Here is a 25,179-nt window from a genome sequence, read left to right on the forward strand (position 1 = left end):
TGCTTTTTTTCTTGATCAGCATAAAGGAGCATATGTAACGATGAAGAGTCTCGATACCCGAGAAGATATACTCTGGCCTCACCAACGCGAATCACAGCTGACAGCAGAGCAGCAGGGCAGATATTGGAAACAACAGCTTTCCAATCTGCCAGCTGCCCTTATCCTGCCCGCGGACTATCCACCGTCAGTCCAACCGATCTTCAACGAAGCTAGCTATGCCTGTCCATTGCCTTCCTCATTGGTCAGCGAGCTTAAGCAGCTCGGACAAAGGCAGGATGCAACCTTCTTTATGGTTCTGCTGAGCGCGTTCCAGATCTGGCTGTGCCGCCATAGCAACCATCAGGATGATATGCTGATTGGTACACCGATGCCAGACGCAATGACCACTGGCGAGGCTACAGACCCGTTCAGGAATATGCTCATCCTGCGCAGCAGCCTGATTGGCAATCTAACTTTTATTAAAGCGCTACAACATGTTCGCGACGTAACCATACAGGCCTATCACTGCCAGGATATACCGCGACAACAGGTTCAGGATGCGTCACCACTGGCTCACGCTCTCTTTCAACTGACGGCTGAACATGAGGGCACTGCCAGGCACAGCGCAGAAAAGCCCGCCACAACCAGCAATCTAAGCATGACCATCATCAACCAGGAGAGCGAGCAAGCGGATCATTGGGAGGTACGCTTTCACTACAATACACACCTTTTCGCGCCAAACACCATCAGCCGTTTTGCCCGGCGCTTTATCCGCTTACTCACAGCTATTGTACAGCAGCCACATGAACAGATCTGGCAGATCCCACTGGTGCCGGAGCAAGAATATGAACTGCTGGCACGGGCTAACGCGACGCGACGGGAACTGGCACCACAGCATCAGGGTAAATGCATTCATCAATTTATCGAGGAACAGGTAGCACGAACACCCGATGCGCCAGCGCTCGTCGTTAAAGAAGAAACGCTGAGCTATGCGCAACTGAATAGTCGAGCCAATCAACTGGCGCATCGGTTACGGCGGATGGGAGTAGGTCCAGATGTCCTGGTGGGACTGTGTCTGCCACGCACAGCAGAACTGCTGATCGCGCTGTTAGCCATCCTCAAGGCCGGAGGGGCCTATGTGCCGCTGGATCCTGCTTATCCGGTCGATCGACTGCGCTTCCAGATTCAGGATGCGCAGGCGCAGCTGCTGCTGACGACGTCTACCCTTAAAGAACTCTGGCAAGAGATTGAGGTCAAGCGGCTCTATCTGGATCAGCTCGATAAAGAGGAAGCAAATCCAGATGAATATACGAATCTGGCCTGCAATGTGCATGAGGATAACCTGGCCTATGTCATCTATACCTCCGGCTCCACCGGTCACCCCAAGGGCGTTTGTATCGCGCACCGCAACACCATGGCATTAATCCACTGGAGTCTGCGCATGTTCAGCTTAGACGATCTGCGCGGTATGGTGGCGGGCACATCGATCTGCTTTGATCTCTCCGTTTTTGAGATCTTTGTGCCCTGGTGTTGCGGTGGCACCGTTTATCTGGTGGAGAATGGACTACATCTACCTGAAGGAGCCGCACGCGAACAGGTCACACTCCTCAATATGGTGCCCTCGGTCATGGCAGAACTGGCCAGAACGACCACGATCCCGGATTCTATACGCGTCATCACCTTCTGTGGAGAAACGCTGCCTCGTCCACTCGTCGAACGGCTCTACAAACTGCCCGGTATCCAACGTATCTATAATCTCTATGGGCCAACCGAGGATACCACCTACTCGACCTGGTCCTTGCTTGATCCCGATGAGCATGGCGAAAATGTGCCTATCGGTCAGCCACTTGATAATAGTCAGGTCTATCTGCTCGATCAATACAAGCAACAGGTCCCACTCGGCGTCATTGGCGAAATCTACCTCGGCGGAGCCGGCGTGACACGTGGCTACTGGCAGCGACCAGAATTGACAGAGCAGCGCTTCCTACCCGATGCATTTAGCAAGCAGCCACAGGCCAGGCTCTATCGCACCGGAGACCTCGCTCGCTATCGTGCTGATGGTCAGTTGGAGTTCTTAGGACGCATCGATCAGCAGGTCAAGATTCGTGGCTATCGCGTCGAATTAGGCGAGATCGAGAGTGTGTTGCTCCAGCATCCACAAATACAAGAAGGCGCGGTAGTCGCCAGAAAACCAGAGGCGGAAAATCAGCACACAATCCTGGTCGCCTATGTTGTTGCCACAGCGCCACAGAAGCAACTAGAAGAAGACCTGCAGGCCTTCCTCAAACGGTTTTTGCCCGATTACATGCTGCCTACCTTCTTCGTTTTTCTTCCAGCCCTACCAAAGACCAGCAACGGAAAAATCGATCGCAAGTCCTTGCCTGATCCATATGTGAACAGGGAGTCCAAACAGCCACAAGCCACACAGACAAAATACACCAAAGCGCTCAAACTATCCGTTGGCAAGAAAGAACTGCTCAAAAAGCTGCTCAAAAAAGAGCCCGAAGCAACCATCATGCCCGTTGGAACGGATACAGGAGAGGAACTCTTTCCACTTTCCTTCTCCCAACAGCGCTATTGGATTATCGACCAGCTTGATCCGGGAACGCCAGCCTATAATATTTTCTTTGCTTCAAGAATAACTGGAAATCTTAATGTGGAGGCGTTGATCCAGGCTATTCATGAGGTTGTCAAACGCCATGAATCGCTACGCACATCCTTCTTGAAGGTTGATGGCGTCCCCATGCAAAAAATCTGTCCACCCTCAAACTTTCCCGTCTCAACTGTCGATCTACGCGCCATGAGTCTGGAACAAAGAAATCTGCAATTACGGCATTTCCTTTTGAAAGACCCATTAATAAATTTTGATATAAGTCAGGGCCTGCAGGTGCATGCCAGGATCGTTCAATTAGAGGACACGGTACACATCTTGATGGTTACCCTGCATCATATCGCGTCTGATGGCTGGTCTATTCGTGTCTTTAAAGATGAGCTTGGTATACTCTATGATGCTTTCTCGCAGGGAATTCCTTCACCGCTCGCGGACCTGCCAATTCGCTATGTTGATTATGTACTTTGGCAGCGACGCCGGTCTCAGGCTCCCTTGTGGGAAAAACAGCTGGCCTACTGGCGACAGCAGTTATCTCAGCTCTCCAGTCCACTAATGCTGCCCGCCGATAATCCACGTCCAACCAGACAGACCTTCAATGGCAAGATTTATCACCTGTCCATGCCTCCCTCGCTGATCTCCAAGCTCCAGCATCTGGGACAGCAAGAAGGGGCAACCCTGTTCATGACCTTCTTTGCGGTCTATCAGCTGCTACTCTGTCGCTTGAGTGGGCAGGACGATATCCTGGTGGGCACACCTATTGCCAGCCGTACTAAAGCCGATTTTGAAAAACTGGTGGGCTGCTTTGTCAACACCATCGTGTTCCGCACCAATATGCAAGGCAATCCAACCTTCCGTACCCTTCTACAGCGGGTGCGAGCGATGGCGCTGGAGGCTTACAATTATCAGGATATTCCGTTTGAACAGGTCCTCTATGATGTACGCCCGGAGCGGGACGCGACATTTGCCTATGCACCGCTCTTCCAGGTGATGTTCCACTACCAGAACCTATCCGCCAGAACAGGTGGACACCTTGAATTTACGGAAGAGGCACTTGAAGAAATACAAGCGATTCAGCCTTCTGGTCTCATCGTTGAGGCACTCGACGAAAAAAATGCCGCTGCGAAGTTTGATCTCTCATTGCGCATAAGTGTACGTGAGACCGAAGAGAGGCCGCTCCTGCTGGCCGAATTTCTGTACAACACTGATCTTTTTAATGAGTCGACCATCGTGAGTTTCGCGCAAAGCTTTCACAACTTGCTGGCAACCGTCCTCGTACAAGCTGATGTAAACATCTGGGACGTACCATTTAGCTCAACCGCATCAGAATCCCTGCTCAAACATCGGGAGCAGCAAACATGGCAGTTAACAACCGTTACTAATTCATATACCCATAGCTCACGCGCGCTGCCTGACCACACACCAGCACCCGTGAGTGATGCACCAGAAACACAACCGCACATCGTACCCGAGCAGACACCCATACAGAAAGTGGCACGACCCGAGAAACGAAAAAAACAGCTTACTGAACAGAATCTGACCCAGAGTGAAATCGAAATGAAACTACGGCAGATCTGGGGAGAACTATTGCAAGTCAGTGAGGTAGATGCCGATGGCGACTTCTTTGATCTGGGGGGGAACTCACTGGTTGGAGTGCTCTTAATGTCAAAAATCCAGCGTGAATTTCAGCAAGAGCTACCCCTCGCGGTCCTGATTCAGAAAACCACACCTGAGCAAATGGCCAAAGAATTGCTACGTCGCCACTGGTCCGAGGAACATCCGACCTTAGTTACTATTCAAGCCAACGGTACGCGAACGCCTTTCTTCTGTGTGCACCCGATTGGTGGTGAAGTCTTCTGTTACGCAGACCTTGCCCGTCAGCTTGGTCCAGAACAACCTTTGTATGGGCTGCAAATGTCTGAACAGGCGCGTCAGCACGGGCAAAGCATCGAGGCACTGGCCAGCACATACATTGAAGCATTGCAAAGCATACAACCAGCGGGCCCCTATATGCTTGGAGGCTGGTCCATGGGTGGAGTCATCGCCTTTGAAATGGCCCGGCAACTAACTCAACAAGGCCAGCGGATTGCGACGCTGCTGCTCTTCGATAGTGAGGTACCAACTGCGCAACAATTTAATACCAATCTGCTGATCCAACATTTCGCAGAAGACCTGGAAGGAGTCTTTAGCCAGACACCTTTGATCGATTATACTCAGTTGCAAGACCTTTCCCTCAATGAACAGCTCGCTCAACTCTATACCTATGCCCGTCTGGTAGATAGTATCCCGCCTGATTTAGAGCTCGAACACCTGATGGCAATGTTTGCAACCTATCGCCACAACGTTGAAGCAATACTCCATTATCAACCACAGGCCTATGCGGGTCCAGCTACGCTCTTTTTAGCAGAGTCTAGTGAAGAGCAGAAACAGGAGCAGAGGGTTCGCGCATGGCAAAGAATGGTTGGTCAACACATCACGACACATGTCAGCCCGGGCAATCACTATTCAATGCTGAAGAAACCTGACGTTGAGTCGCTGGCAGAACACGTACGGCAGTATCTTACCTCCGGTTACCTGGAACTTTGATGTTTGTGGTCAACTGGAATATACAATAAAGAGGTCCATATGAAAATAGCCCTGACGGATCAACAACACCAGGATCAAACAGCCTTCCGAGCCTTTGTGCAACAGGAAGTTATACCTATTGCGGATCAGTATGATAGGGAGGCATATACTCCACGTGAACTTATTAAAAAAGTTGCTCAGGCTGGTTATCTAGGTGCGATAACACCAGGCGAATATGGTGGAATGGGCCTGGACACTACTACGCTTGGGTTACTCTGTGAGGAGGTGGGACGCGGCTGTTCTTCGCTCCGTAGCCTGCTAACAGTCCATAATATGGTGGCATTCGCAATCCTACGCTGGGGCACCAGGGAACAAAAGAGCCGCTATTTACCCCAACTGGCCTGCGGCAACCTGATTGGTGCCTTTGGCCTGAGCGAGCCCAATGTAGGTAGTGATGCTAAAAGCATTGAGACACAGGCTCTCCCAGTTGATAAGGGGTATGTATTGCAAGGACAAAAAAAGTGGACAACCTATGGACAAATTGCTGATCTATTCTTGATCTTTGCCCAATGCAAAGGCAATATTACTGCGTTTCTCGTTGATCGCGACACAACTGGTTTTTCAAGTCAGCCACTCCACGGCATCTTTGGCACACGAGCCTCTATGCTCGCGGAACTTCATCTGCAGGACTGCTTTGTGCCTAAAGCGCAGGTGCTGGGTGGCATCGGGTTTGGACTGGCCTCAGTCGCAACTTCAGCGCTAGATATTGGACGCTATACCGTAGCATGGGGTTGCGTTGGCATAATCCAGTCCTGCCTGGACGCTTCCTTACACTATACAAATGAGCGTAAACAGTCAGGCGTATATCTCAAAGATCATCAACTTATCCAACAAATGATCACACAGATGATTACAGATGTGAAAGCGGCTCGCCTGCTGTGCTTACAAGCGGGCTATTTGAAAGATAGTGGAGATCCACGCACAGTTATGGAAACATGGATCGCCAAATACTTTGCCTCAACCGCCGCCACCAGGGCTGCGAATAACACTTTACAGATCCATGGGGCCAATGGTTTTAGCGAACCTTACTATGCAATCCAACGCTACCTACGCGATGCAAAGGTCATGGAAGTTATTGAGGGCAGCACCCAGATACAAGAGATTACCATTGCAAAATCTGGATATCAACAACTCATGTTCCCATTGCATTGAAATGCTCAGAGTTCGCTCGTCCGCCTCTCCTCTGGCGTGTCCAGCAGGCGAGCACCTGGAAGGAACGCACTAAGGCACTCGCCCGCTCCTATGAGGTACTCGCCCGCATACAAAACGCGTTGCAAGTGAGCCGAACCCTGCCCACAACCGTTTCTCTCTTTTATGATCGTCCGTTCCCCGTCATTCACGGAGAAGTGTTCACTCGAGCTCTTATCGAACAGATTACAGATCCAGCAGTACGACACATTGCAGCACAGGGGCTTATTGGAAACATCAATCAGTGGAGCGATAACACGGATATGGAAGGTATTGAAAGAGAAAAAATTCGACAACTCTATGTGTAAATGACGTACTCGCAGGTGTGACGACTATTCGGCATAGTCCATATGTTCGTCACACCTGGGCTCTCCTGATCCTTTGAGTAGGTGCGTTTTCCCTTCTCTCAAAACGTTGGGATTCCGATTCGATAGCGCTGGCTGAAGCACGTTTTGAAAGGTATTCCCAGTCCATAAAGATACACTAAAGCCAGGACCAGGACCAAATATAGCCATATCGATATCCAAATCCATGCTGATTGAGCCAATCTTGAGTTCTAGCAAGGTCACCGCCCCAACAATCATAACAGCCATACTGACGAATGCGATCCACTTATATTTTCCAATCTGTTCCCCAAACATCATAAAAAGAATTATGCAGGAAATATGATGCGCTCTTGCCTTTCTAGCTAGCAGCATATATACTTCCACAAGGACAGCTTTGGGGAACAAAAAGAGATCGAGAGGAGCAATGCCAAAGACAGCTCGCTTCACACTTTTCTGGTCGGCACAACACAAGCTTTATCAGCTTCACGAATACGGCCATCTTTTGTTTGAAGCCGATAGCGCCTCCTGGTTTATCTGGCTGACCGCCCATAGCTCCTTTTCTTTCCGTGGAAGAAATGGTCACTTCAATCTGCTCAAAGAAACAAGGAACAAGAGCGGCGAAGGATACTGGTATGCCTATCAACGGCAAGGGACACGTATCGTTAAGCGCTACATGGGTCGCAGCGCCGAATTATGGACAACGCGCTTAGAAGAGATCGGAAGCGCATTTCAGAAGGCACAAACATGTGTTGCAGCAAGTACCTGGCATGAACGGGAGAAAATGTTCACCAAAGCCATTGAGAAGACATTGCAAGCACAGGACGCGGAACACGCCGCCGCTCTGATCGACCACTATTTGATCGAGCGAGGCTTTGGCGCTCTACATGATCTCTCCACCTTGCGGAACTGGCTGGAACAACTGCCCGTGGACATTCTCTCTCACTATCCACTGATCTGCCTTCACTATGCACAGATACTCTCGGTGAGTGCTGAACCAGGGCAGCCGTCAGCCAGTACGCTTGAGCAGATAGAGACATTGTTGCAGATGGCTGATACATGGTGGCGTACTGAAAGGAATCTTGCTCGACTCGGTGAAGTCTATGCCTTTCGTGCTTTCCTCACGATGCGGCAGGGGATGCAAGAACAGGCTGTTGCCTATGCCAGTCAAGCATTACAATGGCTTCCACTGGAGTCCCAGCAGTGGCGCGGAGTTTGTCTCAGCCTTCTGGGGTCACGAGCACTATCGTGTGGACAACTCACCCAGGCCACGGCATTCTTACAAGAGGCGCTCACTATCTGGACAAATCTGCGTCATCCCCATGGGACACGGAATTGTTTGCTGTTATTGGCCACCGTCTATTGCGAGCAAGAAGTGTTCCAGCATGCGACACCCTGTTATCGTCGTGTGATCCAGGAAGCCAGGGAACTTGGAGATCGTGAGGATCTTATCCCTGCCTTGCTCGGACTCGCACAGGTTGCCTACAAACAGAACGATCTAGAAACCGCGGAACAGGTCGCGCAGGAAGCCTGGAACGCGAGCGAACAATGGCGAAATCAGGAATTGTTGCTACGCTCAACGTTCACACTGGTACAAATCTGGTTTCTACGGGAACCCAGGACGATTGTCCAGCAACGTCTCACCGCGCTCCAGGCACGCTTCTCTACTCGTCCAGAACTATTCACCTCTCTCCAACCTCTCTTCCAGACTTTCGGGCTGAACCGAGATGCTCCACAACGTGTGATAGCGAATGTGGAGTCGCTTTCGAGCCAGGAACAACGGGTGCTGCGCCTTCTTGTGGTTGAACTTTCCTACCTGGAAATTGCGCGTGAGCTGGTCGTCTCCATCAATACCGTGAAAACGCAAGTGAATAGCATCTATCGCAAGCTCAACGTGCATAGCCGTCGAGAAGCGCGAGCGGTTGCTCAACAGCTTCACCTGTCCTCAACAAACGGTCAGAGTGGGCTCAACGCTTCGTCTTTTCCAAATCATGAGATAAGGTGATGCGCTTTCACCCTTCCGCGATCTATACTGCCATCCAGACAAAGTATCACCAGTGTTTGGAGGTAACATAATGAGTCAATTTTCTTTACAAAGGCACGACCAAGAGGTACCAGTCCTGATTGTTGGGGGGAGCGTTGTTGGTCTCTCAATGGCGCTTTTTCTGGCAAGGCAGGGCGTTCACTCGCTTCTCGTTGAGCGGCACACCACGACATCAATCCATGTCAGAGCTAGTGGCTTCAACGCACGGACAATGGAACTCTTCCGCCAGGTCGGAATTGAATCTGCCATTTTTCAGCAAGAAACACCGTCGGAGCAACTCGGCGAAATGGGATTGCGCGTAGAAAGCCTGATGGGAAAGGTGCTCGATCATACGGAGTCGTGGGCGCAGCGTTCAGCCAGTATCATCGATCCATTTGCGGGTCCCACGCGAACAGCAATGATTGGGCAGGATAAGCTGGAGCCAATATTACGGAAACAGGCAAGTGAGATGGGCAGTGATATCCGCTTTGGCACGGAACTCGTGCATTTTGAACAACTGGCTGAAGGTGTCAATGCTCTGCTTCGTGAACGAGCCACCGGACAAGAGTACCGTATCCGTGCCCACTATCTGGTGGCAGCGGATGGCAATAGAAGTACAATTCGGCAACAGCTTGGCATACACTCCTATGGCTATGGGACGCTGGGGCAATGGGTCAGTATCCTGTTTCAAACGGATCTCAGTGAGGCACTTCAGGGACGAAAGGTGACACTCTGTTTTGTCAATAACACGACAGTCGATGGCATTTTGGGGCAATCTGGAGCATCAAGAGAGCGCTGGGCGCTGTTTGCCAATCTCAAACCCAGGCCAGGTGAACGTCTCGACGCACCATCAGAAGCATATTGTCTTGCCCTTGTACGTTCGGCAATTGGCATCGCTGACCAGCCTGTGAAGATTATAAGCACACTTCCCTGGGAAATCGCGTCACGTGTTGCAAAACAATATCAACAGAAACGTGCTTTTCTGGTTGGTGATGCTACGCATGTAATGACAACGATGGGAGCATTTGGAGCCAATACTGGTATTGCCGATGCGCATAATCTGGCCTGGAAGCTGTCTCTCGTCCTCAAAAAAAAGGCTCACGAAAATCTCCTGGCAACCTACGGTCAGGAACGACAACCTGCCGCGGATCTCGCTGTAAGCGTTTCCACCGGTTTATATGCCTATCGTCTACCACATCATGAGCAGAGAGAAGCCATTACTCGTAGCGCTGAGGAGATGCTGATGCGCGTCCGCAAACGCCCTGATGTGCCTCAACCGACAGCCTTCAGCGTGATGTATGGCTATCGATATCGTTCTGGAGCGGTTTATTATGAGAATGATGATGATGTTCTTTTTGAAAATGAGCCGTCGGGACGCACTGGGACGCGGGCTCCCCATGTCTGGTTAAGCCATAATGGCAGGCAGATTTCCATCCTCGATCTCTATGGAAGCAAGTTTGTCTTGCTGGCAGGGTTCGATGGACAGAGTTGGCAAGAACTGTTTGCGCAGGCAACAAATAGGTTGGGATTATCTATGGATCTGCACAGGATTGGGCAAGATCAGCCATATAGTGATGGCGATGGCAGCTTTCTGGCAAGTTATGGGATAAGCGACTCAGGTGCAGTCCTGGTGCGACCCGATGGCTTTATCGCCTGGCGCACGCCAAACGTCGCACCACAACCAGTAGAGCCTGATGAAATTTTCTTTGTTCTCTCAAGGCTACTCGGATACGCTGCTCCCCAGGGATAAATTGAGAGGGAAACGGTGGAACCGGTGAAAGAACAACAGATCGAAAAACGTATGACGTAACAATCACCCTTTTCCCCAGCGCTGGTATCAGGACAAAATCTATGGTATTCTTAGATCAATAGCCCAACTATTATCTCTCAGAAAGAGACGCACACGATGGTTTTATATTGGCTCACCCGTTTACGATATGGCCGAATCAAGTGGGCGTAGGCACAAAAATTGGCATCCCCGCCTACCTACCTATGAGTGCGTCCTCAAAAGGGCAGATTTTTCGATTTTTCTAGAAAAATTGCACCACGAGACGCACTGACGACTCGTGGTTTTCTGTGGCGTTTTTCACATTCACCCTCCCACTTAAATCACGAGCCACCTCGTGTTCTTTTACTGCCCAGAATCAGAGCGTACACACTCTCCCCATGTGATTGACGTTCTCTAAATATCTTCTCGAACGTCAATCCAGAAAGGAACGAATAAACTGATGAGTCAAACAAAATCGTATCTCACGCTTCCCGACGCGCCCGTCATCCCTGGCTTGGCATTCCGCTTGTTTCAGGGGGAAGCTGATTTTCCTGCAATCAAGGCAGTGCGCAAGAAGGTGCAGACCGTCGATGGAGAAGTCTGGCTCCCCGGCCCAGATACCGATTCCGATCCAGTGTGCAACCCTTTGGATGATTGCTTGATCGTCGAGGTGGATGGTCGGGCGATTGGCTATGCCTGGCTTGTTTGGTGGTCAGAGCCCGATGTTGAGCTGTTTCTTCCTCTTGGCGGGCTTGTGCCGGAGTGGAGACGCAAAGGCATTGGACGTGCACTCTTACGCTGGCAAGAGCAAAGGTTGCGCCAGATTGCCCGGCAACATCCTACGACGAAACCCTGTGTTTTCGGGGGCAATGCAGACGAGACCCAGCCTGGGAACCGAGCGTTGCTCTTGAATATGGGATACACGGTGGCATTTACCTTCGTATGGATGACTTACCAGATTCCTACCGAACCCATCCAGCTCGCACCACTTCCTCATAGATTGGAAATCCGCCAGGTTTCGCATGAACAGTTGCCTGCCGTGTACGCAGCGAATGTAGAAGCGTTCTCTGAGAACCACGACAGCCTCGAAAGCTATGAAACCTGGTTGAGCGACCTGGGAGGACCTGACCTGGATACCAGTCTGTGGGTGGTGGCCTGGGATGGAGATCAGATCGTGGGGCATGTCATCAGTACCAGCGATGAAGAAGGCGCGCATACACCCTGGGTTGGAGTACAACAATCCTGGCGACGGCGCGGTTTGGGCAAAGCGTTAATGACGCGTATGCTCCAACGCTGTCAGGAGCGCGGCATTCAACAGGCAGATATCGGGGCAACAGCGGAAAATCCAGGTAAAGCAGTCCATCTCTATGAAAGCATCGGCTACCAAGTAGTGAAACGCATGCCGAGGTATCGCAAGCCCTTCTAAGAGCGCCATGAAAAACAATAACACAAATAAGACACGCTAAACAGTCTCGCACGAGTCATCCCAATGGTATCAAACCTGGGATGGCTCATGCTCCTGCGACCAGCGGTGCTATTCAACCAGGATGGTGTGAAGTCGATCCAACTGGGCCTGAGTAAGACCGATGTGGAGCAGATAATCTTTCACACTCCCATAGCGCTGGGCCAGGTACGTGAGGGTGGCATACATGGTTTCTGCATGGGCGGGCATCAGCCATTCAAACCGGCTCACGTCTTGCCCCTCCTCAGCCAGCCTGGCTCGCATAGCGGTGAGTAGCGGCACGAGATACTGTTCGCTCAGGGCGTAATCCGTGGCGATAGTATCCATGGGAACGTTGGCGATGCTTAGCAGCAAAGCGATCATCAGCCCGGTGCGATCCTTGCCAATCGTACAGTGCACGATACAAGGAAAGATATCTTCGGTCGCCATGAACTGTAGAACCTGTTTGATCGGCTCCTGGCATGTCTCAAGTGTGAGGGAGTAGAGTCGCTGGAGCGACTGTGCCTCTCTGGCCTTGCGCTCATCTTCAAGCAACGAGATATTAAGATAGCGGACCCCCCTTCCATCGACGAAAATACTGGGAGCCCTGCGCAGTTCAGTTGTGCGGCGCAGATCAATGATGGTTCGCACAGGATAAGCCAGTAGTAGACGCTGACCGGCCGACGTAAGTTCGTTGGGGCTATCGGCCCGCAACACTGTTTTCCAGCGGGTAGTGTGGCCATCCAGAGTAGCATATCCCCCGATATCGCGCGCGTTATAGCAACCTTCCCAGGTGAGACGACGCTGATATAATTCATCCTTATTATTTATTGATTGCTCCATCACAGACGCTCCTGATAAGATGTAAGATACGCACGCACAACCTGCGAGCAGGATATATTCAGACTCTTGCTTGATGCAGTGAGATTGATCCCCCAATCCAGGCCACCTTCACAAGCCAGTTCGCTGGTAACGATCGTGTAGAGGCGTTGTTCCTCTACCTGCACTGGCAAGAGTTCGCTCTCGTCAGCGAGCAGCAGTGGACGCGCCTGTTGATAGTAAAGCAAGGATTCCTGCCGAACAATCAAATCTTTCAGGACATTGCCAGAGAGCTCTACCTTCACAAGGTGCTCAATACTCGGATAAATAGTCATTATCTCAGCCAGTGTCACTCGTTCTCTCTCTGGCAGGTGTCCCAGGGCATAGAGCAAAGGCACCATCACTATCGCCGAAGCGGGTACGTTGCCTGTCATACGGAGAGACCGAGCCAGCAATATCCACTCCTGCGTTCGGTCTCGCTCTGGCCCTGAAGAGAGATTGGCAGGTTGGGGGAGAGAAGGAAGAGCAAACGAGGTTTCATGAAACGGCTTAAACGTGCGTGCCAGCGCTACGCGCGCTGCAAGCCAGGACGCATCGGCCGGGACAGTCTCATCCTGGGGAATCAGCCGCGCCTGCACATTGACCGGCTGCCGCTCATGGTGGCTCAGGATCACCTCGCCTACATTCGCGCCATAGGCTCCAGCGTTACAGATGGTGATGCCGTGCATGACGCAGGGCGGATCAAGCGCGGCGTGGGTATGACTACCGAGAATCAGCGAGACTTTTGAGCCGGCCAGGCGCATAGCCAGCTCGGGATCGCCTGGTCCACTCTGATAAAAGCCAAGGTGCGAAAGCAGAACGATGCTATCTACCAGGGGCTCCAGCGCGGACACGACCCGCGCTGCGGCCTCACCAGGATCACTCAACGTAATACCGTGCAGGATGCGACTCGGGATAAGATCAGTGGTCGAACGGGTGGTGAGGCCAGTTACTCCAATACGCCAACCGGCAATCTCAATCAGGTAGGCCGGATAGATCTGGTCCTCGACGCATAGATTGGCTGAAACGATTGGATAGCCTCCCTTCAGCAGTTCGCGCAGTCCGGCCACACCATGTTCCAGGTCATGATTACCGATCGTCCCTAAGTCGCAGCCCGCCCTGGCCCGCAGAGTGGCTACTGGCTCGATACCTTGAATATTCCACCAGGTACCGTCACCAAACACGATATCACCCAGATCAAAGACCAGTGTCGGACCCGATTCGCGCGCAAGGCGCACCGTGGTAGCGACCCTGGCCAGGCCGCCACGCTGCTGCCCATTCTCATCCGGCCGCCCATCCACGCTGGCATGCAGATCGTTCGTATGCAGAATGGTAATCCGCGCCGCTTTTTCACCGCTAGCGGCTGGTCTAATCTGTGGGACTAACCGTCCATCTTCCCAGGAAAGGGGAATAAGTCGAGGCGTAAAACTAGATTGTTCCACCTGTTGCATAGGTTCCCTCCTACTCTCATCATTGAATACCCGAACGCACAAAAGCCGCGATAATCTGTCGCTGAGCCAGCACGTAGAGCACTAGAACGGGCAGCAACGATAACATGGCGGCGGCCATCAAGGCTCCCCAGGCGTTGCTATCCTCCTGTAAGAAAACCTGAAGCCCCACCTGAATGGTCGTGTTATGTAAATCACCCGATACCAGGAGCGGCCAGAAATACTCGTTCCAGGTCTGGATGAACAGAATGATCGCCAGGGCGGTAAGCACCGAACGCATATTCGGGAGGATGATACTCCAGAGCATGCGCAGGGTACCGGCGCCGTCTATCACGCCTGCGTCCAGCAACTCCCTGGGAAAGTTATTAAACTGCTGACGTAGATAGAAGATGCCAAGCCCGGTCGCCAGTTGTGGGATAACCAGTCCGGGCAGCCGGGCACAGTCTTCTATCAGGTGCTCGCAGCCATCCAGAAGCAAGAGCGCCTTTTTGGGGCGCAGGAAATCGTCTATCCGCGCCCGTGTTACCTCTCCACGCCGACCTAATGCCCATGCGATGGCGGGCACGATTTGAGATGAAAGACGGAGATGAGACAGGGAGACAAACCAGCTACAGTCAGGGAAAAGCTCCCTATCCTCATGAACCAGTTCATGCGCAACCTGCAACGCGCAGCGCGTCTTCCCAATCCCACCAATACCGGTGAGCGTCAGTAGCCGCGTGGTGGACAACAGATCTTTTATCTCGCGCAACTCACGCACCCGTCCCACGAAACTGGTATATAACGCAGGCAAATGATGCCTGGAAGAGGCGGTCAGCGGCATAGGTAAATCGGAGGAATAGTCGGATGCGTTATTCATTCGGGGCTCTCATAACATTCATCTAGACTGGTAACCAGAACATAAGTAACTCCAGGCCACTTCGCTTGCTTGCCGATCACGATACATATGCAAAGCATACCCAATACAACCCACCTCCGCAATGGGCGAAAAGGGATAGGCAGGAGTGTGCGTTCCCGGGTCAAGAGGAATCCGAGAGCTCCATTCGCGGCTGGATGTCGCTGTGGTTCGTGGGTGGCCTTCCTGGAAGTGGCATCACCACCCAATGCTTGATCTGGTGATTTGTGCCTATGACCACTGTTCTAAGCCTCATTTGTCACTTGAAAGTGCACTAAGCTTCTCCCATCATTAATGTTTCAATCTGGTGCAATTGATGAATCGGCTCCAACGTGTCGACCAGCCGATAGGTCAGGTGATCGCTCACCTGATTGGGAAGTGTCTCAAAGAAACGGCGGGTGATTTGCAGATCATGATGATTTGCATTGTGGGCAGTTGGTGCATCGACGCCGAGAACGAGCACCGGCCTCGATTGGCTCGATCGATTAGCTGTACCTCGGTGAATGGTCAGTGCTGAGCGAACAGAAATATCTCCCATTTTCGGCATTTTTTTCTGGGCACGCTCTTCGTAACGTGGGTACATCATTTTAGGAGGAAACATCTCGTGCTGAAAGTCTACTGGCCGATCCCACTGTGTTCCTGGCGCAACCTCAAATGGACCCATATCCTCAAAGACGTCAACGGTCGTAAGATTGAATGCCAGTGAGTTCAGGCAACGGCCCGTAAGAGTCTCCTGTGGAGCAGGAAAGTCGCGATGCCAGGGCTGATTTTGTGCTCCAGGTAAAGGCACGTCGAAACCAATCTCGACAATCTTATAGAATGGACCAAGCAGCGCTTCGCACACCGCCACTACCCAGGGATGGATGGCCAGATCGACAAAACTACGAATATCTTCCGGGTGAATCTCCACATAGTAACGTTTGGGTCCACGTCCTACCGCACCATCGGGCCGTTGTAATGCCTGATGAAAAAGAACATCGATATCTTCTCCCAATTGTTGAGTCCATTGGCGTGAAAAGGCCCCTTGATACCCAATAATTCCATCTCCATACAAGCCTCCCATGATCGTGGCTACGTCAAAATCACGAACCTGCATCTGGTCTCCCTTTGTCATCTTTGTGGTCCTGCTTAATCCATACACGCGTCTTCTGTCTGGACCCTGCTTCCTGGAGCATGCCAGGGACATACATTATAAACATCAATAATCCATTGTATCACCAAAACAACATAAGAGAAGATGCTGGATCCGCACCTATCGTCCTTCGACTGTTTTCGCGCGCGTATCAAAGATAGGAGATGAAGGGAGCGGGCAAAAACGGACGCGTAAGAAGTACTATTTACGCATCTCATGCTTAAGTCCGTTTACTGATTTTCTCTACGGAAAAGTGGAGTAAAATCATGTGTTGCAAATGTATCGGCCTTCTTCGAGAACTACTTTCTTATCGATTGGTAAAGCTCAATCACATTTCCATCTGGATCACGGAAGTGCGCTACCCGTGAGCCCCATTCTGTTATGTCTGTCGGGTGAGTAATGAAGTGGATCCCTTTATTACGAAGCATGTCAAACGTATGATCAACTTCATCAACTTCAAATTGAAGGATGCATTGGGATGAGGACATATGATCTCCTTCTCCGATCATATTAACCATTCGCCCTCGTGCAAAAAGAGCCAGCTGTTGTTCTTCAAAATAGGCATATTCCATCTCATCGTTCTGCCACCCAGAGAAACCGAGCACCTCTCTGTAAAATGCAAGGCTTTCGTGGAAGTTCTTTACCAATAATCTGGTTGCGTGAAATTTCAACGATCGCTTCTCCCAAACTTTTGCGAACTATGTGTACTTAGATAGGTACGTTACAGAATAACAAGCTGAAGAAGGATAATCTCCATGAGTAGCCTATTATGCGAAGCCTGGCAAAAGCAAGTGCAGGAATTTTTCACCAGTTTGCATGATCATCAAAGCAAGGCGCTGGCGTGGTTTGTGTTGGGAGCGATCTGAGCGCAGAGTATTGTGTTTCCACAAGTTGCCGAGGCACTACTGGCAGAAAGTGAGGCGAAAGCCAGCAGTATCGAACGACGATTGGAGCGCTTTTTGCGTAATCCGAGGATCGATGTGGAGCAGATATGGGTGGAGCTGTTGACACAGGTGATGCCGTTTTTTCGCAAAGAGCCGATGCGGATCATCATCGATGTCACGTCCTATGAAGAACATGCGCAAGTCATTTATGTGGGTCTGCTCTCGCATTCGCGTGTGTTACCACTGGTCTGGAAAGTGATGTCGGGCCAGCAGAAGTAGGATCAAGGGTTCTGGACCTGCATTGACGAATTGTTCAAGCGGCTCGCTCCGCATGTGGAAAATGCCGATTGCACCATCATTGGCGATAGCGCATTTGGGTGTTTTCCGATGGTGGAACTGTGCAAGAAGTATCACTGGCATTACCTCTTTCGGATTGCAGGGCACCATACTTGCCAACGTCGCCTGACGAACGGAGATCTGGGAGCACACATTGCCGTCTCTCAGTTGGTGCGTGAGTTGGGGAAGCGGTTTCGTGGCACAGTGCAACAGGGCGTGTGGGTAGCCGGTGTCCGATCATGGTTCCAAGGCCAGTCACCGGCTCAAGCCATTATTGACTGAGGTGTTGTGCAAAGGGCGCATTTTCACCGTCGATGCGGCTCAAAGGTATCATGCGTTTGGACGCATGGTCAACACACCTCTTTTGGGGTGAAACAGGAACCTTGCGCTTTTTAGGCATTTATTACCACTCAGTTATGACGACTCGTTGCGCATCCCATGGGTAACACGTGTCCAAGAACAACATGCAGGTTATCTTTGCGCTCCAAAACTCGCCATTACCAAATTTACAGTTGCCTGGATTGCAAATGTCAACTTTTGAAGTTGACTCAAAAGGTGCAAAATTTGATATTTCATTATCACTTGATGCAATCGATCTTGAAACTGACGCATTTGTAATTGAGTTACAACCAGACAACAAGCCAGCACTAGCAATTGAAGCTCATAATATCGCAAATATTCTTTACACTTCTGGTTCGACAGGAATTCCTAAGGGAGTTATGTTAGAACAGCGTGGTATTGCTCGTCTCACAAAAAGTGCTGATTATGTTCGATTCGATCGTGACCAGAAGTTTCTGTTTATGGCGCCATTGGCATTTGGCGCTTCGACGTTAGAAATTTGGCCTGCTCTGCTCAATGGTGCCCAGTTGGTCATTTGTCCAGTTTTTCAGCCATCTTTAGACGAACTGCACACGATATTAAGGGATTATAACGTGAGTACTATCTGGTTAACGGCTGGTTTATTTCACCAAATGGCAGATAGATACCTTCAAGATTTACCTGCTCTTAAGCAAATTATGGCTGGCGGAGATATATTGTCGTTGCCTAGTACTCTGTCATTGTTCAATTGATGGGTAGAGGCGTTTGAGCTTGATGCGAGCATCCGCGGTGGTGAAACGCCAGTTGATCGTTACGTTTGCCTGGTTGCGTTCACGCTGCCAAGCATCCACCTGAGCGGCAAGCGCCTCTCTGGTTGGAAAGCGATCGGACAAGCATTGACGCGCTAAGATGGACAGTTCGATCTCGGCCATATTCAGCCAACTCCCATGCTTGGGCGTGTAGTGGATTTCCAGTTTCTCGGTCAATCGGCGGGCCTCGGCTGGTTCAAACGTCTCGTAAAACGAAGAGGGAGTATGGGTATTGAGATTGTCCATCACCAAGACGATCTTCTCCGCATGGGGATACTGGACGTCAATGATCTCGCGCAAAAAGAATGCCCAATCCTTTTTCGTGCGCCGCTGGCTCACGCGCACCTGACAAGCCCCGGTTTCCGGTTCCATTGCCACAAACACGCTGCACACTCCTTTCCGTTCGTACTCATAATCGATGCGTTCGGGTTCACCCGCTTCCATCGGGATCGGCTCCCGGGTATGGGCCAATACCTGTTTACTCCCCTCATCCATACAGATCTTTGGGCACTTGGGATCATATGGACGCTGGTACACCTCAAGCACATCTTCCATATGATACACAAACTCCGCATTGGCCTCGGGGGGAATACAATACTGGTTCTTTAGCCACGGTTTGAGTTCATTTTTTTTAAGGTCACCCACACCGTTTGATGACTGATGTGATCGACAAACCCCAGTTGTACCAATTTGTCCGCGAGCAGGCGCATCGTCCAGCGTTTTTGCCCTCCTTCCGTCTGACTACACGCCAGCGTGACCAACTGCGCTTCCAGTTCCCCATTCATTTTCCGTTTCTCGGGTCGTTCCGGTTGGGGACGACGCACGAGCGCATCCAGCAGCCCTCCCTCCACAAAACGTTGCCGAACTCGTCCTACGGTTGCCGTTCCCACTCCCAGGGCTTCGGCAATCTGTTGATCTTCCCAACCCGCTCCTTGCTCTCCCTGATCGGCTTTTAGTAAGATCCTCGCATGGGTCTGGATGCGCGCTGGCGCCTTGCCTCCTGTGAGCAAACTCTCTAACAGCTTGCGTTGTTCTGCGTCTAACTGAATGGTATACTTCTTCATGGATGCCTCCTTGAGCTTGGTTTTTTATTCGTAACTCAAGGATACTCCTTTGGTCTCCATTTATCAAATCAAGGATGACAGAGTACTAGGGTTGCTGAGATGATCAAAAGTGTCCCACAACGCCAACTACTTAATGGCTATGGACCCACAGAAAATACAGTTTTTACTTGCTGCTATTCTATCTCAGCTGATGTAGAGAATATGTTTTCGGTTCCGGTTTAGCGTGAGGTCACGAGGGTTCCCTCCAAAAACGGGGCACCTCCACGTTGTTCAACAGGGCGAAAAAGCTATCTGTCTCCTCTGACAGAAAGGATCTTTTTGTGCCGCAACAATCTCTTGCATTTTTGTTACCCAATACGTATACTGCTAGGAAAAGAGAAGACCTTGGGTAACAAAAACCAATGAGGAAAGTATGCCAAAAGCCGCCCCATACCATCTGACCTGGCATGTCGAACATGAGAACTATGAACTGTACGACCAGAGAGAGAGCCCCATCCTCACGATCACTCCTGGAGAACCTGGGTGGTTTACCTGGCTTGATACGATTGCCTCCTTCGCCTTTCGCGGGAGGCAGGGACATCTGACGGTGCGGAAGGAGTCCAGGCAATGGGGCCATGGGTATTGGTACGCTTACAGCCGCGTCGGTCACAAGCTGATGAAGAGATATCTGGGACGGACCGCAGACCTCACGCTCATACATCTAGAGGAGATGGCAGCTCAGCTCAGTGGTGATGTGACCTTCTCACCTGATGACGTTTCTGACGAGACGCTCTCCGATGAACGGGAACAGAACCTATGGGCAACCGACATGAGCGTGGATGGATCACCCATGCAAGCTGTGAAAACGAAGGCCAATCGTCTCCTGCCTTCCGCGTTGCCCACACAGCCCGCGCTCTTGTTCTCTACCAGGCTTCAGGTGCCGCGTCCAAGAGTCCAGTTGGTCTCGCGCACCCGTCTCGTTGAGCAACTCCAACAGGGGAGGGAACGCGGACTCACCCTCATTTCTGCCCCCGCTGGCTTCGGCAAAACGACCCTGCTTGCCCAATGGCTTTCCGACCATAAACATCTCCCACCCATGTCTGTCGCCTGGCTTTCCCTGGAGACGCAAGACAATGATTCTACCTGTTTCCTCTTCTCCCTGATCGCAGCCTTGCAGACTGTTAATCGGCGTCTGGGTGCGAACGCCCTCGCCCTGCTCCACACAGGGGAACCTCTGTCACCAGAAACAGTGATGACCTTGCTGGTCAATGACCTGACACACTACGCAAGAGAGGATATTACCCTTGTGCTTGATGATTACCACGTCATCGAAGCTCCGTCCATTCATCGTGCCCTTGCCACGCTCGTCGAGCACCTGCCTACCAGGCTGCATCTCATACTTGCTACGAGATCAGACCCTCCCTTGCCACTCTCCCGCCTGCGGGCGCATGGGCATATCCTGGAAGTGCGTGCTGCTGCCCTTCGCTTCTCCCTGGAAGAAAGCAGTTCATTTCTCCAGTCCACGATGGACCTCTCGCTCTCCGAAGAGTCCATTACGGCCCTTCAGAACCGCACCGAGGGATGGATCGCAGGCCTCCAACTGGCTGCTCTTGCGCTGGCGGGGCATCCTGATCCCTCTGCCTTTCTCTCAGCCTTCAACGGCAGTCATCGTTTCGTGCTTGACTATCTCAGCGAAGAAGTACTCTTACGGCAACCTGCTTCGATACAGTCGTTCCTCCTACACACCGCGATTCTTGAGCGCCTCTCTGCTCCGCTCTGTGATGCCGTCACGGGTGAGCCTGCAAGTCAGGCGATACTGGAAACGCTGGAGCGAGCGAACCTGTTTGTGGTCTCACTGGACGAGAAACGAGAGTGGTACCGCTATCATCACCTCTTTGCCGAGGCCCTCACCAATCGCCTCAAGCTCGCGATGCCCAATATGGTACCTGAATTGCATCGACGCGCCAGCATCTGGTACGAGGAGCATGCATTCGTGATCGAGGCCGTACACCATGCGCTGGCTGCTCACGATGATGAGCGGATGGCTGGCTTGCTTGAACGTGATGCTATAGCTATCGAGCTGAACGGTCAGTATCAGACCGTTCTCAACTGGATGAGGAGACTTCCCGAAGAGATGGTCCGTGCGCGCCCAATGCTCTCTCTTATTCGTGCGATCGGACTCATCTTTGACAGACAATTTGAGCAGGCTGAGGCGTGCCTGCGTGATGCTGAAGTCAGCCAATCTTTCGACCACTCTGACGAACACGTGCAGATGATTCTCGGTGGGATTGCGTACTGTCGTACGGAACTAAGCAGCCTCTCCTCCAATGATCTGGCGGGCAGCCTCACAATGGCACATCGGGCGCTCTCCCTGTTGCCACAGACGCAAGGGACGGCTCCTCTGCGTGCTGGGGCGCTCATGTACGTGGCTCGTGCCTATCAACTCAGCGGAGATGTCACCTCTGCAAACGAACAGTCTGTGTTGACTGCAATGGCGCTGGTACCTACCATCGGTCATCTTGGACGTTTACGCATCACGCATCAGCTGGCACGCTTGAGAGGGCTACAAGGTCGACTCAGCGAGGCTCTTGCCATCTATGAACAACTGCTGCCGGTGGCCGAGGAGTTTCGCACCTCAGGTGCCAGTGCCTTTTATTATCTCAATTGGAGTCATCTTCTGCGCGAACACAACCAGTTGGAAGCGGCTGAGCGCATCCTGGCAAAAGGGATGGAAGCGATGAGGATGGGAATCTTTCTTGAACCCATTACCGCCCTGCTTGGATACACAACACAGGCCCGCTTACAGCAGGCACGAGGAGCGCTCAATCAAGCTCGTGCTACCATAGAAGAGCTGGTTCAATTGACTGAGCACGATTGCTTCCCATTCCCTCTCAAAGCTCTGGCAACAGCAGTACGGGCGCAGCTCCTGTTAGCACAGAGCGATCGGGAGCGTGCCGTTGCCTGGGCGAATGCATCTGGCCTATCTACCGAAGACGAGGTCAGCTACCCACGTGAGATGGAATACCTGATCCTGGCCCGAATCCGCATTGAAGAGGGACGCAATAACCCAACAGGGCCGCTGCTGGGCAATGTTCTGCGCTTGCTCTCCCGCCTCCTCGAAGACGCGGAGGCGAAAGCACGCATGGGCAGTGTGTTGGAAATTCTCATCCTGAAGGCGTTGGCCCTCCATGCAAGGCGAGATCAATCAGGCGCCCTCACCACACTGGGACGTGCCCTTGCACAGGCCGCAGGAGAGGGTTATATTCGCCTCTTCATTGACGAGGGGACACCGCTGCTCACCTTATTGCGACAGGCTCAGGCACGTGGCATTGCGCCTGACTATGTTGCCACGTTGCTTTCCTCCTTCGGGGCAACGGCTCTCGACTCACAACCTCCGTACCTGGGAGAACTTGCCGAACCCCTCACACGGCGCGAACGCGAGGTGTTGCAACTCTTAGCTTCGGGAGCCTCCAATAGCGAGATTGCTCGTCGCCTCGTCGTGAGTCTGGGCACCGTCAAAAAGTACGTCTCAAACATTACCGGGAAACTAGGGGTGCAAAACCGTACCCAGGCAGTCATTCGCGCTCAAACACTCCACCTCCTCTAGCATAACCTCACAGCAGCTGGGACGGTATAGTAGAGGCAGCAGCTCAGCCCTGCCTGTGCTCTATCACAAAACCAACCCTCATTATCCACTTTAGTCTCCTGCCTCCCAACCACGCCCTCCTCTATACTCAGCACAGATCACGAAAACACGCCGCGACAGAGATAGCACGGCGAAGGAGCATATATTATGACACCCTCTTCCTCTACCCTGTCTTCCCATGAAGATGCCATCCTCACCAGTCTGAGTGCATCGGAGCTTGCTTGCCATATTGCTGAGGGCCGCCTTTCCTCGCAGGAGGTCATTGAAGCGCATATTCGCCGTATCGAAGCGGTCAATCCACGTCTGAATGCCGTCGTTGTATCACTCTTTGAACAGGCGCGTGCCTCGGCACGCAAAGCTGATAGCCTGCTTGCGCAAGGAACTCTTGTTGGCCCTCTCCATGGCGTGCCCATCACCCTCAAAGAGCAATTTATGGTCTCTGGAACTCCAACAACGGTTGGTATTCTGCATCAGAAATCCCAACTCATGGAGCAGGAAGGTCCCCTGGTGAAGCGGCTTCGTCAGGCCGGAGCTATTATTCTAGGAAAGACGAATGTCTCCCAACTGCTGATGTATCACGAATCTGATAACCCGGTCTATGGCCGGACGAATAATCCCTGGAACCTGGCCCGTACCCCTGGCGGAAGCAGTGGGGGCGAGGCCGCCATCCTTGCTGCTGGTGGCTCTCCTCTTGGCCTGGGAGGCGATTTCGGTGGCAGTATTCGTGTGCCCGCACATTTCTGTGGTCTGTATAGCTTGCTTCCCACAGCCAGAAGATTGACCCATCACGATACCGCCTCCCATGCCTATGTTGGTAGGCAGGAAGGCATTATCGCTCAGCCTGCTCCTATTGCCCGCAGCGTTGAGGATCTGCGCCTGGCGATGGACATTCTAACGGCTCCTGGCTTGAACGCTGTTGATCCATTAGTGCCTCCTGTTCCCTGGCCCGATCCCACCGCCGTCTCTCTTGCAGGTCTGCGTATCGGCATGTATACCGATAATGGCGTTTTTTCGGTGGCTCCGGCTGTACGTCGGGCGGTGGAGGAGGCGGCGCAAGTCTTGCGCGCACATGGTGCTATCGTTGAGAGCTGGAACCCGCCCAATGTGGCAGAAGCGGTCCGACTCTATGTTGGACTAGTGGGTGCGGATGGTTTTGCGACCTATAAGCGCAATCTCGCAGGAGATCCCCGTGATCGCCGCATCAGCTTTAATATGCGGGTGAGCAGCCTGCCTGGGATCGTTCGTGCACCATTGGTAGGTCTGCTCAGGCGAAGTGGACAGGCTCACATGGCGTCTTCGTTGCAGTCTATTCGTGGAGCGTTGTCGGTCGATCAGTACTGGCAGCTGATAGAAGAGCGCAATCAGTATCGCGAGCGCTTCCTTGCCAAGCTTAATGCTGACCATCTTGATGCTCTTCTCTGCCCGCCCCATGCGCTTCCAGCCCTGACACATGGCAGTAGTGGCACCTTAAATCCAACCAATGCTGGCAGCTATGCCATCCTCTACAATTTGCTAGGTCTGCCTGCCGGCGTGGCACCCGTTACCCGCGTGTATCCAGGTGAGGAGAGCGAGCGCAGCGTTGGGAAAGATAGCGTTGAGCGTGTAGCCCGTATCGTTGAGATGGGCAGCGCAGGCCTGCCAGTAGGCGTGCAGGTGGTTGCTCGCTCCTGGAGAGAGGATATCGTCTTAGCGCTGATGGCTGCATTGGAAGAGCATATAGGTCGATGTATGCCCGTTTCGAGAGATGTGCTACTACCATAGATCGTGTGTATTTTTGAAAAGAAAGAGAAGTTTATGTTTTCGGAAAAGGACCGTGCATTTCTTCGAAGCCAGACACTGGCGAGGTTTGCAACTGTGG

General features: G+C 52.1%; 17 protein-coding genes. 10 read left to right on the forward strand and 7 right to left on the reverse strand.

Annotated features, from left to right (window positions below):
- Window positions 1-40: 40 nt before the first annotated feature.
- From EL633_RS22750 to EL633_RS22760, 3 genes are read left to right on the forward strand one after another with little or no spacing between them, the layout of a single operon-like run.
- A complete protein-coding gene (locus EL633_RS22750) occupies window positions 41-5,173 on the forward strand; it encodes a non-ribosomal peptide synthetase (protein ID WP_126629599.1) in 5,133 nt (1,710 codons plus the stop codon).
- 39 nt (window positions 5,174-5,212) lie between these two features.
- Window positions 5,213-6,364 carry an acyl-CoA dehydrogenase family protein gene (locus EL633_RS22755; protein ID WP_126629600.1) on the forward strand — a complete coding sequence of 384 codons (1,152 nt, stop codon included), beginning with the start codon at window positions 5,213-5,215 and terminating at the stop codon, window positions 6,362-6,364.
- Window positions 6,361-6,708 (forward strand): hypothetical protein, encoded by a 348-nt coding sequence (locus EL633_RS22760; protein WP_126629601.1) that lies wholly within the window; start codon window positions 6,361-6,363, stop codon window positions 6,706-6,708. Before EL633_RS22755 ends, EL633_RS22760 begins: the two co-directional genes overlap by 4 nt.
- Window positions 6,709-6,732: 24 nt before the next feature.
- Here the strand turns inward: EL633_RS22760 and EL633_RS22765 are convergent, their stop codons facing one another.
- Window positions 6,733-6,993, reverse strand: a complete 261-nt coding sequence (locus EL633_RS22765) for a hypothetical protein (RefSeq protein ID WP_126629602.1) — start codon at window positions 6,991-6,993, stop codon at window positions 6,733-6,735.
- Window positions 6,994-7,150: 157 nt separating this feature from the next.
- Here EL633_RS22765 and EL633_RS22770 point away from each other — a divergent pair, with 157 nt between their 5' ends.
- The 3 genes from EL633_RS22770 (at window position 7,151) to EL633_RS22780 (ending at window position 11,940) form a co-directional block, all read left to right on the forward strand.
- The gene (locus EL633_RS22770) at window positions 7,151-8,728 is read left to right on the forward strand and encodes a tetratricopeptide repeat protein (RefSeq protein ID WP_126629603.1); all 1,578 of its coding nucleotides are present in this window, start codon (window positions 7,151-7,153) and stop codon (window positions 8,726-8,728) included.
- Between the two features lie 70 nt (window positions 8,729-8,798).
- The gene (locus EL633_RS22775) at window positions 8,799-10,496 is read left to right on the forward strand and encodes an FAD-dependent monooxygenase (protein WP_126629604.1); all 1,698 of its coding nucleotides are present in this window, start codon (window positions 8,799-8,801) and stop codon (window positions 10,494-10,496) included.
- 478 nt (window positions 10,497-10,974) lie between these two features.
- Window positions 10,975-11,940, forward strand: a complete 966-nt coding sequence (locus EL633_RS22780; RefSeq protein ID WP_126629605.1) for a GNAT family N-acetyltransferase — start codon at window positions 10,975-10,977, stop codon at window positions 11,938-11,940.
- Window positions 11,941-12,048: 108 nt separating this feature from the next.
- On the opposite strand, the gene EL633_RS22785 is transcribed toward EL633_RS22780, so the two are convergent.
- The 5 genes from EL633_RS22785 to EL633_RS22805 form a co-directional block, all read right to left on the reverse strand.
- Window positions 12,049-12,798 carry a tyrosine-protein phosphatase gene (locus EL633_RS22785; RefSeq protein ID WP_126629606.1) on the reverse strand — a complete coding sequence of 250 codons (750 nt, stop codon included), beginning with the start codon at window positions 12,796-12,798 and terminating at the stop codon, window positions 12,049-12,051.
- A complete protein-coding gene (locus EL633_RS22790) occupies window positions 12,798-14,264 on the reverse strand; it encodes a bifunctional metallophosphatase/5'-nucleotidase (protein ID WP_126629607.1) in 1,467 nt (488 codons plus the stop codon). The genes EL633_RS22785 and EL633_RS22790 overlap by 1 nt, the downstream gene beginning before the upstream one ends.
- 19 nt (window positions 14,265-14,283) lie before the next feature.
- Window positions 14,284-15,117 carry a carbohydrate ABC transporter permease gene (locus EL633_RS22795; protein ID WP_126629608.1) on the reverse strand — a complete coding sequence of 278 codons (834 nt, stop codon included), beginning with the start codon at window positions 15,115-15,117 and terminating at the stop codon, window positions 14,284-14,286.
- 310 nt (window positions 15,118-15,427) lie between these two features.
- Window positions 15,428-16,267: a phytanoyl-CoA dioxygenase family protein gene (locus EL633_RS22800; RefSeq protein ID WP_126629609.1), complete on the reverse strand. Its 840-nt coding sequence runs from the start codon at window positions 16,265-16,267 to the stop codon at window positions 15,428-15,430.
- Window positions 16,268-16,584: 317 nt separating this feature from the next.
- Window positions 16,585-16,956 (reverse strand): VOC family protein, encoded by a 372-nt coding sequence (locus tag EL633_RS22805; RefSeq protein ID WP_218027559.1) that lies wholly within the window; start codon window positions 16,954-16,956, stop codon window positions 16,585-16,587.
- A 207-nt stretch (window positions 16,957-17,163) separates the two neighbouring features.
- Between EL633_RS22805 and EL633_RS37615 the strand changes: the two genes are divergently transcribed.
- Together EL633_RS37615 and EL633_RS22815 are read left to right on the forward strand one after the other, a co-directional pair.
- Window positions 17,164-17,448 (forward strand): hypothetical protein, encoded by a 285-nt coding sequence (locus tag EL633_RS37615; RefSeq protein WP_126629610.1) that lies wholly within the window; start codon window positions 17,164-17,166, stop codon window positions 17,446-17,448.
- 521 nt (window positions 17,449-17,969) lie between these two features.
- Window positions 17,970-18,575, forward strand: coding sequence for an AMP-binding protein (locus EL633_RS22815; RefSeq protein WP_126629611.1), 606 nt, complete (start codon window positions 17,970-17,972; stop codon window positions 18,573-18,575).
- Here EL633_RS22815 and EL633_RS22820 read toward each other — a convergent pair.
- Window positions 18,561-19,696 (reverse strand): IS630 family transposase gene (locus EL633_RS22820; protein WP_126627759.1). Its coding sequence is split into 2 segments (ribosomal slippage): window positions 18,561-19,276 and window positions 19,276-19,696, totalling 1,137 coding nucleotides; the frame shifts between segments, so codons are not numbered across the junction. The two genes, EL633_RS22815 and EL633_RS22820, sit on opposite strands and share 15 nt — an antisense overlap.
- Window positions 19,697-20,108: 412 nt before the next feature.
- Between EL633_RS22820 and EL633_RS22825 the strand changes: the two genes are divergently transcribed.
- Together EL633_RS22825 and EL633_RS22830 are read left to right on the forward strand one after the other, a co-directional pair.
- On the forward strand, window positions 20,109-23,282 hold the full coding sequence (locus EL633_RS22825; RefSeq protein WP_126629612.1) for a winged helix-turn-helix domain-containing protein: 3,174 nt from the start codon (window positions 20,109-20,111) through the stop codon (window positions 23,280-23,282).
- A gap of 186 nt (window positions 23,283-23,468) precedes the next feature.
- Window positions 23,469-25,082 carry an amidase gene (locus EL633_RS22830; protein WP_126629613.1) on the forward strand — a complete coding sequence of 538 codons (1,614 nt, stop codon included), beginning with the start codon at window positions 23,469-23,471 and terminating at the stop codon, window positions 25,080-25,082.
- Window positions 25,083-25,179: the final 97 nt, after the last annotated feature.

This window comes from Dictyobacter alpinus (assembly GCF_003967575.1).
Taxonomy (GTDB): Bacteria; Chloroflexota; Ktedonobacteria; order Ktedonobacterales; family Ktedonobacteraceae; genus Dictyobacter; species Dictyobacter alpinus.

Excerpts from the sequence above, each read along its gene's own strand:
- EL633_RS22750 (WP_126629599.1), top strand. The coding sequence starts at position 41 with ATGAAGAGTCTCGATACCCGAGAAGATATACTCTGGCCTCACCAACGC.
- EL633_RS22755 (WP_126629600.1), top strand. The coding sequence starts at position 5,213 with ATGAAAATAGCCCTGACGGATCAACAACACCAGGATCAAACAGCCTTC.
- EL633_RS22765 (WP_126629602.1), bottom strand. The coding sequence starts at position 6,993 with ATGGCTGTTATGATTGTTGGGGCGGTGACCTTGCTAGAACTCAAGATT.
- EL633_RS22770 (WP_126629603.1), top strand. The coding sequence starts at position 7,151 with ATGCCAAAGACAGCTCGCTTCACACTTTTCTGGTCGGCACAACACAAG.
- EL633_RS22775 (WP_126629604.1), top strand. The coding sequence starts at position 8,799 with ATGAGTCAATTTTCTTTACAAAGGCACGACCAAGAGGTACCAGTCCTG.
- EL633_RS22780 (WP_126629605.1), top strand. The coding sequence starts at position 10,975 with ATGAGTCAAACAAAATCGTATCTCACGCTTCCCGACGCGCCCGTCATC.
- EL633_RS22785 (WP_126629606.1), bottom strand. The coding sequence starts at position 12,798 with ATGGAGCAATCAATAAATAATAAGGATGAATTATATCAGCGTCGTCTC.
- EL633_RS22790 (WP_126629607.1), bottom strand. The coding sequence starts at position 14,264 with ATGCAACAGGTGGAACAATCTAGTTTTACGCCTCGACTTATTCCCCTT.
- EL633_RS22795 (WP_126629608.1), bottom strand. The coding sequence starts at position 15,117 with ATGAATAACGCATCCGACTATTCCTCCGATTTACCTATGCCGCTGACC.
- EL633_RS22800 (WP_126629609.1), bottom strand. The coding sequence starts at position 16,267 with ATGACAAAGGGAGACCAGATGCAGGTTCGTGATTTTGACGTAGCCACG.
- EL633_RS22815 (WP_126629611.1), top strand. The coding sequence starts at position 17,970 with ATGCAGGTTATCTTTGCGCTCCAAAACTCGCCATTACCAAATTTACAG.
- EL633_RS22825 (WP_126629612.1), top strand. The coding sequence starts at position 20,109 with ATGCCAAAAGCCGCCCCATACCATCTGACCTGGCATGTCGAACATGAG.
- EL633_RS22830 (WP_126629613.1), top strand. The coding sequence starts at position 23,469 with ATGACACCCTCTTCCTCTACCCTGTCTTCCCATGAAGATGCCATCCTC.